This is a genomic window from Tenacibaculum sp. A30, from assembly GCF_051200845.1.
Classification (GTDB): Bacteria; Bacteroidota; Bacteroidia; order Flavobacteriales; family Flavobacteriaceae; genus Polaribacter.
The window spans coordinates 1,737,717-1,750,634 of record NZ_CP195160.1 but is presented as its reverse complement, the minus strand read 5'-3'; the positions used below and the strand labels follow the sequence as shown (position 1 = coordinate 1,750,634).

Annotated in this window: 13 protein-coding genes; 7 read left to right on the top strand and 6 right to left on the bottom strand. The window is 32.3% G+C overall.

The genetic code is table 11. The annotated features are described in order from the left end of the window. Positions 1-37 precede the first annotated feature (37 nt). Together ACR9ES_RS08385 and ACR9ES_RS08380 are read right to left on the bottom strand one after the other, a co-directional pair. A complete protein-coding gene (locus tag ACR9ES_RS08385; RefSeq protein ID WP_435253888.1) occupies positions 38-1,579 on the bottom strand; it encodes an Rne/Rng family ribonuclease in 1,542 nt (513 codons plus the stop codon). A 295-nt stretch (positions 1,580-1,874) separates the two neighbouring features. After that, on the bottom strand, positions 1,875-2,165 hold the full coding sequence (locus tag ACR9ES_RS08380; protein WP_120185941.1) for an HU family DNA-binding protein: 291 nt from the start codon (positions 2,163-2,165) through the stop codon (positions 1,875-1,877). A 133-nt stretch (positions 2,166-2,298) separates the two neighbouring features. Between ACR9ES_RS08380 and mutY the strand changes: the two genes are divergently transcribed. The 4 genes from mutY to gldD are packed head-to-tail and all read left to right on the top strand — an operon-like array spanning position 2,299 to position 5,709. Then, positions 2,299-3,345 (top strand): A/G-specific adenine glycosylase, encoded by a 1,047-nt coding sequence (mutY, locus tag ACR9ES_RS08375; RefSeq protein WP_435253887.1) that lies wholly within the window; start codon positions 2,299-2,301, stop codon positions 3,343-3,345. A gap of 37 nt (positions 3,346-3,382) precedes the next feature. Continuing rightward, a complete protein-coding gene (locus ACR9ES_RS08370) occupies positions 3,383-3,814 on the top strand; it encodes a single-stranded DNA-binding protein (protein WP_435253886.1) in 432 nt (143 codons plus the stop codon). Between the two features lie 19 nt (positions 3,815-3,833). Continuing rightward, positions 3,834-5,162, top strand: coding sequence for a gliding motility-associated protein GldE (gene gldE / locus ACR9ES_RS08365; protein WP_435253885.1), 1,329 nt, complete (start codon positions 3,834-3,836; stop codon positions 5,160-5,162). Next, positions 5,155-5,709: a gliding motility lipoprotein GldD gene (gldD, locus tag ACR9ES_RS08360; RefSeq protein WP_435253884.1), complete on the top strand. Its 555-nt coding sequence runs from the start codon at positions 5,155-5,157 to the stop codon at positions 5,707-5,709. Before gldE ends, gldD begins: the two co-directional genes overlap by 8 nt. Before the next feature lies 1 nt (position 5,710). Here gldD and ACR9ES_RS08355 read toward each other — a convergent pair whose 3' ends face one another. Both ACR9ES_RS08355 and ACR9ES_RS08350 read right to left on the bottom strand, forming a co-directional pair. After that, on the bottom strand, positions 5,711-6,736 hold the full coding sequence (locus ACR9ES_RS08355) for a COX15/CtaA family protein (protein WP_435253883.1): 1,026 nt from the start codon (positions 6,734-6,736) through the stop codon (positions 5,711-5,713). 86 nt (positions 6,737-6,822) lie between these two features. Continuing rightward, positions 6,823-7,362 carry a cation transporter gene (locus ACR9ES_RS08350; protein WP_435253882.1) on the bottom strand — a complete coding sequence of 180 codons (540 nt, stop codon included), beginning with the start codon at positions 7,360-7,362 and terminating at the stop codon, positions 6,823-6,825. A gap of 89 nt (positions 7,363-7,451) precedes the next feature. Here ACR9ES_RS08350 and ACR9ES_RS08345 point away from each other — a divergent pair, with 89 nt between their 5' ends. After that, a complete protein-coding gene (locus ACR9ES_RS08345; RefSeq protein ID WP_435253881.1) occupies positions 7,452-8,324 on the top strand; it encodes a DMT family transporter in 873 nt (290 codons plus the stop codon). 120 nt (positions 8,325-8,444) lie between these two features. Here ACR9ES_RS08345 and ACR9ES_RS08340 read toward each other — a convergent pair whose 3' ends face one another. Beyond that, a complete protein-coding gene (locus tag ACR9ES_RS08340; RefSeq protein ID WP_435253880.1) occupies positions 8,445-10,496 on the bottom strand; it encodes a M16 family metallopeptidase in 2,052 nt (683 codons plus the stop codon). A 19-nt stretch (positions 10,497-10,515) separates the two neighbouring features. Next, entirely contained in the window at positions 10,516-11,832 is a 1,317-nt protein-coding gene (locus ACR9ES_RS08335; RefSeq protein ID WP_435253879.1) for a M16 family metallopeptidase, read from the bottom strand. Between the two features lie 212 nt (positions 11,833-12,044). On the opposite strand from ACR9ES_RS08335, the gene rplU reads away from it, so the two are divergent. Together rplU and rpmA are read left to right on the top strand one after the other, a co-directional pair. Next, entirely contained in the window at positions 12,045-12,527 is a 483-nt protein-coding gene (rplU, locus tag ACR9ES_RS08330) for a 50S ribosomal protein L21 (protein WP_274634231.1), read from the top strand. Between the two features lie 22 nt (positions 12,528-12,549). After that, positions 12,550-12,810 (top strand): 50S ribosomal protein L27, encoded by a 261-nt coding sequence (rpmA, locus tag ACR9ES_RS08325; RefSeq protein WP_028891690.1) that lies wholly within the window; start codon positions 12,550-12,552, stop codon positions 12,808-12,810. Positions 12,811-12,918: the final 108 nt, after the last annotated feature.

Here is a 12,918-nt window from a genome sequence, read left to right as displayed (position 1 = left end):
GATACGGGTTTTTTATTTCATAATAAGATTGCCTTACTTACTTTTTTTTCTTCTTTTTAAAATAGAATTTATATTGTAAGTACTGGTAAGCATCTCTTGGTAATACTTTTATCCACTTTTTGTATTGAACAAACCATTTAAAACGGATAGAGTTCACGCCTTTTGTTAAATAAGCAGCTATAAAAGGATGTACATTTAAAGTAATATCCTTATAGTTTTTACCACTATTTATAAGGCGTTCAAGTTCTGCTTCTATTTTATCTAATAAGACAATAGGAGCTTCTACTTCTCCATTTTTATTTGGATTTGGTTCACGTGTTTTTATCTCTAACTCAGGTCGTACACGTTGTCTTGTAATTTGTACTAAACCAAATTTACTCGGAGGTAAAATTTTGTGTTTAGTACGGTCTAAAGCCATCGCGTCTTTTAAGTGCTGATACAATTTCTGTCTGTTTTCAGCAGATTTCATATCAATAAAGTCAACAACTATAATTCCTCCCATATCTCGCAATTGTAATTGACGAGCAATTTCACTGGCAGCAATTAAATTAACTTCTAAGGCAGTTTCTTCTTGGTTTAAAGACTTATTAGAGCGGTTACCACTATTTACATCAATTACGTGTAAAGCTTCGGTATGCTCTATAACTAAATAAGCCCCTTTACTCATAGAAACTGTTTTACCAAACGATGTTTTAATTTGACGTTCTATACCATATTTTTCGAAAATAGGTACTTCAGACGCATGAAGTTTTACAATGTTTTCCTTTTCAGGATATATTTCTTGTAAATACTCTTTAATTTCAACTTTTAAAGTTTCATCGTTGGTTACAATGCTTGTAAAAGAATCGTTCATTACATCTCTTAAAATTGAAGATGCTCTGTTTAACTCACTTAATATTTTAGTTGGGGTGTTATTATTAGCAATGCGTTTACACATTGTTTTCCAACGGTCAAGTGAGTTTTGTAAATCTTTGTCAAGTTCTGCTACCTTTTTACCTTCGGCAACAGTACGTAAAATAAGTCCAAACCCTTTTGGTCTGATACTTTTTGCTAATTTTTTTAAACGTTCCTTTTCTTTCGGATCTGCTATTTTTTGTGATACCGATATACGGTTAGAAAAAGGAACTAAAACTAAAAACCTACCTGCTATTGAAAGTTCCGAACTAATACGCGGACCTTTGGTAGATATTGGTTCTTTTACAATTTGTACTAATAAACTTTGACCTGATTTTAGTACATCGTTAATACTTCCGTCTTTGTTGATGTCTTCTTCAAAACGAAAGTTTTTTAAAGTGAACTCTTTGTAATTACCTGTGCTTACTTTCTTAATGAATTTGTTTAAAGATTGTACTTGTGGTCCTAAATCGTGATAGTGTAAAAAACCATCTTTAGGATAACCAACATTTACAAAAGCGGCATTTAAACCAGTCATTACTTTTCCTATTTTAGCAAGAAAAATATCCCCGACTGAAAAATTATGGTCGCTTGTTTCTTTGTTTAACTCAATAAGTTTACCATCTCTTAGTAAGGCGAAATCAATATCAGAAGAATTGGAACGAATTATTAATTCTGTTTTCATTCTGAATATGGTTTTATGCCGTCGTAATTGCTTACGAAGACGGATTAAAATTTGTAAACAGGTATAATTTATACCATTTTAAGGTGTTAAAACCTTAATGTCAATGAACGTAGCTTATAAAAGCAACGAAAAAGTAAGCTACTGCTTACTTTTTCTTCTTATGACGATTTGCTCTCGCTCTTTTCTTTCTTTTGTGTGTAGAGATCTTAGCTCTCTTTCTTTTTTTACCACTTGGCATAGTTAAAATGTTTTGTAAAACCTTAGTTAATAAGGCTTTTGGTTAATACTTTCTTAATTATTTTACGGCTACTTTAGTTTTTACACCTTCAGTAAATACCTTAGAAGGTTTAAAAGCAGGTATGTTGTGTGCAGGAATCTTGATAGTAGTATTTTTAGAAATGTTTCTACCAGTTTTTTCTGCTCTAGTTTTAATAATAAAACTACCGAAACCTCTTAAATATACATTATCTCCACTCTCTAATGCATCTTTTACTTCGTCCATAAATGCTTCAACAGTCGCTAAAACATCTGCTTTTTCAATTCCACTCTTATCTGAAATTTTAGATACGATATCTGCTTTTGTCATTCTATATATTTTTTTGAAATTACTTTTTGAATTTTTGAGGGTGCAAATATATGATAATTAATCTATTCCGAAAAAAATAAGAATAAAAATATCTAAATAAAATATGTTAATTTTGCCGGCACAATTTACATAAATGTCTTTATCTAAACAATTAATTTTCTGGTATTTACAAAACAAAAGAGAACTTCCTTGGAGAAAAACTAAAGATCCGTATCGTGTTTGGTTAAGTGAAATTATGTTACAACAAACCCGCGTTGCGCAAGGCTTACCGTATTTTTTAAAGTTTACAGAAGCTTTTCCAACAGTATTTGATTTAGCAAAAGCTGAAGAAAGTGAAGTGTTAAAATTATGGCAAGGTTTGGGTTATTATTCAAGAGCAAGAAATTTACATTTTACAGCTAATTATATTTCGGAAGAGTTTAAAGGCGTATTTCCTAAAAGCTATAAAGAATTATTACAATTAAAAGGAGTAGGCGATTATACCGCCTCAGCAATTGCGTCTATTTGCTATGATGAGCCTGTTGCTGTGGTAGATGGTAATGTATATAGAGTGTTATCTCGTTATTTTGGAATAGCTACTCCTATTAATTCTACCAAAGGAATTAAAGAGTTTAAAAAGTTAGCACAAACTGTAATTGATGAGACGCAACCAGGAGTGTACAACCAAGCTATCATGGATTTTGGTGCTTTACACTGCAAGCCTCAAAATCCGCTGTGTGATGAATGTCCGCTAGCTGAAAGTTGTGTAGCATTGGCAAATAACAGTGTAAAAGAACTTCCTGTAAAAGAAAAGAAAATCAAAATAAAGAAACGTTATTTTAATTATTTGGTACCAGTTACAGAGGATAACCAAACAGTATTAGAAGAGCGTGTTGGAAAAGGAATTTGGCAAGGATTGTATCAATTTCCACTTGTGGAAACAAAAAAAGAAACGGACGAAAAAGAGTTGATAGAGCATGATCAATTCGTAAAATTATTTCCTGAAGAAACCACCATATCACTTTTTAATAAAGAAGATATTGTTCATAAATTGTCACATCAACATTTAGTTACGAAGTTTTGGGTAGTAAAAACGACCAATGTTAGTGAGAATACAATGAGTTGGTCAAAAGTAAAAGAGCAACCTGTGCCAGTGCTGATTGATAAGTTTTTGGAGGAATATCTAAACAAGGAGTCCTAATTTTTGTATATTTGATTTTACACTAAACTATAATGCTATGGCAGGAACAATAAACAAGGTTATTTTAATAGGACATTTAGGTGATGAGGTTAAAATGCACTATTTTGAAGGAGGAAATTCGATAGGGCGTTTTCCATTAGCTACTAATGAAACCTATACCAATCGTCAAACCGGAGAAAAGGTAACCAATGTTGAATGGCATAATATTGTAGTGCGTAATAAATTGGCTGAAATTTGTGAAAAATATTTAACCAAAGGAGATCGTGTGTATTGCGAAGGTCGTATAAAAACGCGTCAGTATGAAGTAGATGGTCAAAAACGATATGCTACCGAAATTCATGTACAAGACATGACGTTTTTATCTACTAAAAAAGACCCAAGTAGTCCGCAATCTAGCGCAGAACCAATGCAAGGAAATCCTACACCACCAAGTGTAGCTCCTGAAGAAGATGACGATTTACCATTTTAGTATAATTAAATTTTAAAAATTGGATCCAGAACCCGAACCTTTATTTTTATTATTATCAAGTTTTGATTGGTTAACAACCGTTAACCTTTTGCTTTTACTGCTTTTATTAATTTGTTCTGCACTAGTTTCAGGAACTGAAGTAGCGTTTTTTTCAATCTCACAAACCGAGTTAGATGAGTTGTCATCAAATTCGAAAGATGAAAATACAGTAGTAAAATTATTAAATGATCCCAAAAAATTACTAGGTACAATTTTAATTACCAATAACTTCATTAACATTCTTATTGTATTGTTATTTGCAAATATTGGTAAGGTATTGTTTACGGGGTTAGATTATGAGCTAGATTTTTATTTCTTCAATGTTTCTGTACTTTTTTTGATTGAAATTGTACTGATTACTTTTTTAATTTTATTGTTTGGAGAAGTATTACCAAAAGTATATGCAAGCAGAAAATCATTGCAGTTTGCCGAAATGATGGCAAAACCAATTCAGGTTTTAAACACCTTGTTAACTCCGTTAAGTTTTCCGCTTATCAAGTTAACTAGTGTTATAGAAAATAGACTAGGAAACAAAAACAACAACCTTTCAGTTGAGCGTTTATCACAAGCGTTAGAGCTAACTTCAGATGATGCTACAACCAAAGAAGAACAAAAAATTTTAGAGGGAATTGTAAGTTTTGGAAATACCGAAACAGTACAAATTATGAAACCTCGAACCGATGTTTGTGCCATTTCAGAAGATGCAAGTTATGAAGAGGTGCTACAAATGATTTTAAAGAACGGTTATTCAAGAAATCCTGTATATCGTGAAAATATGGATACCATTGTTGGGGTGTTGTATGCAAAAGATTTATTGGAGCATTTGAATAAGAAGACATTTAAATGGCAAAATCTATTAAGGGAAGCATTTTTTGTGCCTGAAAACAAAAAGTTAGACGATTTATTGATTGAGTTTCAAGAAAAGAAAAAACACCTAGCTATTGTAGTTGATGAATACGGAGGAACAAGTGGAATTGTAACCTTAGAAGATGTTATTGAAGAAATTGTAGGTGATATTAATGATGAATTTGATGATGAAGATTTGATCTACTCGAAACTTGATGAAAATAATTATATTTTTGAAGGAAAAATAACCATCAAAGATTTTTGCCGTGTCTTAGATGATGAAGATGAAGAGAAATTTGAAGAGGCCAAAGGAGAAAGTGAAACCCTCGCAGGCTTTATTTTAGAAGTTTCTGGAAAGTTTCCTAAAAAAGGCGAAAAAATAAACTTCAGTAATTATACGTTTACTATTGAAGCGTTGGCTAAAAAACGTATAAAACAAGTAAAAGTTACCCGAAATGCGTAAATTCTTTTTGCTGGCATCAGCAATATTTTTGATAAGTTGTAGTGAAGAAACCTTACCTAAACCTAAAGCATATTTAAGTTTAGAGTATCCTAGTAAAAGGTACAGCAAAATGCCACTTCAAAAGCCATATTCTTTTGAAACAACTCAAATAACACAATCTAAAAACTTACCAAAAAACTGGATTAAGGTTGAGTATCCAACTTTAAAAGCATCGGTAGATATTACGTATCGTCCAATTGAAGGAAATTTGAGGGAGTTGTTAATGGAGTCGGAAAAATTAGTGTTTGAACATGCTATAAAAGCAGATCAAATTACCGCACCTGTAGAATATGTAAATCCAAATACTAAGGTTTACGGGAGTTTATATCAAATTTTAGGGGATGCAGCTTCGCAAGTGCAGTTTCATGCAACAGACAGCTCTAAGCACTTTTTAAAAGGGTCTTTATTCTTTTATACAAAACCAAATTACGATTCTATTTTACCAGCAGTTGAATACATCAAAAAAGATATGATTCATATGATGGAAACGTTAGAATGGAAAGATTAAGCTATTGAATCGTTACTTTCCTACTCTGTAACCACAAATAAAATTGTAATCCGAATAAAATAGCACCTGATAATAAGTGCACAGCTTGCGTGCCTAAAGGGAATTCTGCATAGTACATTAAAATACCTGTAATCGTTTCTAAAAAGATTAAGAAAACTATCCAGTTTACTAGTTTATAACCTAAATTCTTTACTTGATTTAAGTAAAATAATCCCAAGTTTACCAATACAATTGCTATGGTAAACGAGCGATGAATGTAAAATTTAAGGTTAGGATCCATTAAGCTGTAGTGCTTGTTTTCAAATCCGTGTAATTTTACTTGTTCGTCAATAAATTGGCGTACTTGTGTTCCTAAAGCAATTTGAATTAAAGAAAATACAGCTGAAATAATAACTAGCTTGCTAAATAATGAATTGTATTTGTAAGATGCTTTTTTACGATCAGAAACGATGTAAAGTAGCCATAATAACAGGGCTATAATTACCAAACCACCAACCATGTGAATGGTGATAATTGTAGGTTTTAGGTTTGAGTCTACCACCGTTTTTCCAAGCCACGCTTCAAAGAGCATTAAAAAGAAAGCTCCGAATGATAAAAGTGTGATTTGTTTATTTTCTTTCCAAAATTTAACAGAAACAAAAATTAAAAATAGAAACGGAATCCCAGCCAAAGCAGAACTCAATCGGTTAATATATTCCGTCCAAGTATGAAATTTATTAAACTTAGCGTAATCGTGTTTGGTGTACTTTTCCCAATTGTTAGCATTAAATTCATCAGTGGTTTTAATGTTATGTCCCGCAACAAATAACGCTTCATCTTTTACGATAATCATTCCTTTTTTGTACTCGTAATTAGGTTGCCAAGTAATTTCTTCTTCAGAAGTTGGCGGAATGTAATATCCGAAACACTTTGGCCAATCAGGACAGCCCATTCCAGAACCTGTCATACGAACAACAGAACCAGCTAAAAAAATTACATATACCGCAATTAACGAGATTTTTACAATGAGAGGAAAATGTTTCTTCATCTGATGAAAAGTTTTAGCAAAGATACTTAAAAGCCATAAAAAAAGCTCCTAATTTAGGAGCTTTCAATATTGTTTAAAATAAGCAATTATGCTTTTTTTGTTTCAGCACAACAAGCCATAGTGCAATCTTCTTTACAAGCAGCTTTTTCAGCTTCTGTTTTTGTACAGCACTCTTTTTTACAATCGTCGCCACAAGCTTTTTTATCAGCATCTTTTTTTGCGCAACATGCCATAGTGCAATCAGCCTTACAAGCTTTCTCATCTACTTTTTTAGTAGTTTCAGCAGCTTTGTACATATCACCGCTACCAATTCCTTCAATAAAAGCAATTAATTCAGCTTTGTTAGTTTTGTTAGCATCATATTTTATAGTTGCAATACTATCGTTAAATACAACGTTAGCTTCTAAAACTCCATCCTTTTTATTTAAATCAGAAGCTATTTTTCTAGCGCATCCTATTTCACAAGTCATTCCTGAAATGTTTAATGAAAGTTCTTGCGGATTAGCTTCTGCTACTGTTTCGGTTTTTTGTTCTTGAGCTTCTTCTTTTTTAGCTTCACTTTTACAAGCAATCATTGTTAAACTTACAAAAGCAGCAACAAAAAATATTTTTAAAAATTTCATCATTTTTATTTATTGAATTATTCTGCAAATTTATTAATAAAATCAAAATTTAAAATATAAATAAGCGACTTTTGTTATTAAAATACTTGATAATGAATAAGCAACAACAAAAATGGTTGTTTTTAATTGTGCTTTCGCTAGTTTGGGGAAGCTCTTTTATTTTGATGAAAAAGGCGCTTATTGGTTTAACCCCAGTACAAGTAGGAGCTTTACGAATGTTAATTTCAGCAGTTTTTTTATTGTTAATTGGGTTTAGAAGTATTCGGAAAATTGAAAAAAAGCATTGGAAATACATTGCAATAACTGCCGCTTTAGGAACTTTCTTCCCGGTCTTTTTGTTTGCTTTTGCCATTAATGGAATTGATAGTTCTATCGCAGCTATTTTAAATTCCTTAACGCCTTTTAATACGTTTATGTTCGGAGCATTAGTGTTTGGTTTTGCGTTTAAAAAGAAACAACTTATCGGAATCTTAGTTGGATTAATTGGTACGTTGGTTTTGATTTTAAAAGGAGCAGAGCTAAATCCGAACCAAAATTATTGGTATGCTTTGTTGGTGATTATTGCTTCTGTAGGCTATGCTTTTAACGTGAATATTATTAAAAAATATTTATCAGATTTAGATGCTTTGGCAATTACGACAGGACATTTTCTGTTGCTATCGATTCCAGCGTTATTGGTATTGACTTTTTCTGGTTTTTTCTCAACGTTTGAAGTAACTCCTAACACAACGAATTCCTTAGGTTATGTAGCTGTTTTAGCCATTTTTGGAACAGGAATAGCTAAAGTGTTATTTAATAAATTAATACATATTTCTTCACCTGTATTTTCCTCTTCAGTAACGTATGTAATACCTGTCGTAGCGGTTATGTGGGGCGTTATTGATGGTGAAAAATTAAGTTTTATTCAATTTTTTGCTGGCGGAATAATTTTATTAGGTGTTTGGTTGGTGAATAAGGCGAAGTAGTTTTTTTAGTAGTCAGTAGTCAGTAGTCAGTAGTTAGGTGTAAGGGGTTAGTTTTTACAAAAAAAAAGAACCAAAACTTGCGTCTTGGTTCTCTTAATTTTTAACTAAAAAGTTTATTTATTATTGAAAATCAGCGTCAGTAACTCCTTCGTTGATTTTAGCCTCTTTTAAAATGAATTGTACTTTTTGTGGGCCTAAACTTCCTGTTTTTTTAGTAGCAAACTTTACTCCACCAAAATCTTTATAATCACTGTATAAAGCTTCTTGGTTTTGTGTTTGTCCACCCATGTTAATTGTTTGGGTTTCTTTTAATTTTAAACCATTATTAACATCATAATAAAAAGAAGTAGAAACAACAGCTCCTTTTTTAGCAACTACATATACTTCTTTACCGTTAATAGTTTCGATACCTGTTAATTTAGCATCAGCATTAGCTAATAAACCAATTTCAGGAAAAACTCCTAAAAGTTGCGTCATATCATTTGCCATAGCAGGAGGTAACGCTTGTCCGTTCATTTTTACAGCACTTTTATCCATTACAACTTTCATCATAACGTTTCCATTCATTGCTGTTGTATTAGCATAATGTGTAGCATTTCTTTTTTCAGTGCTTTCAATTTTTGTTCCTTGCATTTCTGTACCGTAAACAACCATGGTTGTTTTTAAGCTCTTAATTTTATCAGTACCACCAATAGCATCAAAATACTTGTTAAGTACAGTTTCTTTGGTTACACCAGCAGGAATTGCTTTTTTCATTGCAGGCTTTTCGGTAGGGTTTCCGTTTTTGTCAAAATAGTTGATTTTGTAATCAGCAGTTTTTTCTAAATTCTTTAAAACATCAATTCCTTTACCAGTAATGATAATACGAGCTTTATCGCCTTTAAAATATTTAATAGCTGCATTTTGAACATCGTCTAGCGTTACAGCGTTAATGTTTTTTAAATAGTTTTGGTAATAATCTTCAGGTAAGTTATTTGTTAAAATATTTAATGCGTAATTCGCTACAGTTTGAGGTTTTTCAACATTACGAACAAAGCTTCCAATGTATTTTGCTTTCGCAATATCTAACTCTTCTTGAGTCGCTTTTTGGTAACGAATTTTGTTGATTTCTTTCATCGCTTCAACCATAGCACTATCAGTAACCATGTTTCTTACCGATGCTGAAGTTTTAAAACGAGATGCGTATCTGTCAGCTCCAATTCCTGAGTAAGCTCCGTAAGTATAACCTTTATCTTCACGAAGGTTTTTGTACAATCTACCAGTACCACCACCACCAAGAATTTGGTTAGCTAATAAAGCAGCATAGTAATCTTTATCACCCATTTTTAAATTAACAGCATTTACAATTGCTAATTCTGACTGAACAGCATTTGGCATATCGATAAAGTTGATTTCAGTAGTTGTAGGGTTTTCAACTTTTGGTAAAGTTTGAGCTGCTAACTCTCCTTTTTTCCATCCGTTGAATAAGTTTTCAACTTGAGATTTTGCATCCTTAAAAGTAATATCACCAATAATAATTAAATACGCATTGTTTGGTTTATAGGTGTTGTTGTATAAATCTTTTACATCTTGAAGCGTAACATTTTTTAAGGTTTCTTCTGTTGTAAATTCTCCATAAGGGTGATTTTTACCATAGATTAAAGCACTTTCTACTCTACCAGCAATAGCAGCAACGTTGTTTTCGTTCGATTTAATCCCGTCAAGAGCTTGCTTCATTTGCTTGTCAAACTCCTCTTGAGTAAACACAGGGTTAAAAGCAGCATCTGCCATTAAACCTAATACTTTTGGAAAGTATTTTGATAATGAGCTTGCTCTTGCACCTTCGTTCCAAAAAGAGATGTTTGCTCCTAAAAAGTCAACTTCTTCGTCAAATTTAGCTTTTGGAGTATTTGTAGATCCAGTACCTAACATTCCGCTTAACAAACCTTCAACTCCTTTTTTGTTTCCAAAAGACATTGGTGGATTGTCTATCGTTAAAGTTGCAGTTACTCTAGGTAATTTGTTGTTTTCAACCACTAAAACTCGCAATCCGTTAGGCAATGTGAATTTTTTAGGAGTTCCTAAATTAATTTTAGGAGCAGGTCCTGGTTTTGGTTGTTGGGTTCTATCAATCTGTGCTGAAACAGTTAATGATAGAAATAATATTGTGATTATTGAAAATATTTTTTTCATTAAAATTCAGTTTAGATGATTATTTCTTTTTTGGTAAATATTCGATAACAACACGACGATTTTTAGCTAAATATTTTTTAGCTACGTCTCTAATTTCTTCTTTGGTGATAGAGTTGATAACTTCCAACTCTTTATTAATTTGATTGGTATCACCTACTAACATATAGTTTCTTGCTAAAGAGTTTGCAACACCTTCAATGCTTGAGTTTGAAGCAACGAATTGATTTTCGAACTTGTTACGTACCTTTTGTAAGTCTCTGTCAGAAATTAATTCCGTTTGTAATTTCTCAATTTCTTCATCCATTTCTTTAATTAAGTCATCTAAAGAAGTTTCTCCTAAAGGAATCGCACCGATATTGTACACACTATAATCTTCTAAAGTTCTTGCAAAAGAGAATACTTGTAAGGCTTTTTTCTTATCGTCAACTAACTTTTTGTATAAACGAGAACTTCTTCCGTCACTTAAAATAGTAGAAATAACATCTAAAATTTTAGAATCTCTTTCTTTCATTGAAGGAGTTTTGTGAGCTAATAAAAGAGCTGGTAATTGAATGTTAGAATCGTATTCTTTAACTCTTTTTTCTTGAGTTCTTTCTGGCTCAACAACTTTTACACGTTTAGCAAGTGTACGTGCAGGAATTGGTTCAAAATACTCTTTAATCATTTTTTTAGTACTAGCTTTTTCAAAATCACCAGCTACTACTAACACTGCATTGTTAGGCATGTACCATTTGTTGTAAAAATCTTGGAACTCTGCTAAAGTAGCAGCATCTAAATCTTTAATGTAACCAATCATTGGTCTACCATAATTGTGCTTGTCAAAAATGTGGTTGTAAACATCTCCGTAAATGATTTTTCCATAAGGAGCATTATCCATACGTTGACGCTTTTCTTCTTTTACCACCTCGTTTTGTGTATCAACTGCTTTTTGGTCGATAATTGGGTGTAATAAACGCTCAGACTCCATCCATAAACCTAACTGTAAGTTGTTAGAAGGGAAAGTTTCGTAGTAGTAAGTTCTATCCCAGTTGGTATTTGCATTTCCTGTTCCACCGTTGGCAGCTTCAATTTTATTCCATTCACCACGACCAATATTTTTTGTTCCTGTGAATAATAAATGCTCGTAAAAATGCGCCATTCCTGTCTTTCCAGTTTCTTCATCTTTCGATCCAACATGGTACATAACCGCTACCGTAACTACAGGCGCAGAACTGTCTTGATGTAAAATAACGTGCATTCCGTTATTTAAATCGTATTCTTCAAACTCCACTTTTTGTGCATTAGCAGAAAAACCTACTAATAAAGCTGAAGCTAGAGTGATAACTCTTTTTCTCATTGATTGAAATTTAATTTTAATTTGTTTTTAATTAGTATATGTGACGTTAACTTATTTGTTTTGTTACAGAATTAGGATGAGAAATGATAAAATTTGCGTTAAGAGAGTAATTTTCTGATGAATAGATTGTTTCTTGAAGTAAAAAACGTATATTTGCACCCGCATTTTCAATAAGAAAGTGTGAATAAAAGTATAAACGCAAAACAAATAGTATGTACGCAATCGTAGAGATAGCAGGGCAACAGTTTAAAGTAGCAAAAGACCAAAAAGTATACGTACACCGTTTACAAGAGGCAGAAGGATCAAAAGTAACTTTTGATAAAGTAATGCTTGTTGAAGAGAACGGAAACGTTACAATTGGCGCCCCAGCTATAGAAGGTGCAGGAGTAACTGCAAAGATTTTAGGTCACTTAAAAGGTGATAAAGTAATCGTTTTCAAAAAGAAAAGAAGAAAAGGTTACAAGAAGAAAAATGGACACAGACAGTATTTAACTGAAATCCAAATTGAAGGAATTGCTACTTCTGGTGTTAAGGCAGCTGCTAAAAAAGAAGCTCCTAAAGCAGAAGCAAAGACTGAATCTAACGATTTAAGTTCTATGACTGTTGCAGAATTAAAAGCTTTAGCTAAAGAGCAAGGTATTTCAGGATACACTTCTTTAAAGAAAGCAGAATTAATTGAAGCATTAAGTAAATAATTAACTTTAAAAACTTACAAAGATGGCTCATAAGAAAGGTGTCGGTAGTTCGAAGAACGGTCGTGAATCGGAATCGAAACGATTAGGAGTAAAGATTTTTGGAGGACAAGCTGCAATTGCAGGTAACATTATTGTTCGTCAAAGAGGAACTCAACACAATCCAGGTGAAAACGTTTACATGGGTAAAGATCATACTTTACACGCTAAAGTTGATGGTGTTGTAAAATTCCAAAAGAAAAGAGATAACAAATCATACGTTTCTGTAACTCCATTCGAGGCTTAAGAAACTAACTGATTAGATAAGATAAAAGCTCAACTAGAAATAGTTGAGCTTTTTTTGTATATAAACCGAACATTAAAATTTATACAAAAAAACACCGCTCGTTAAAGC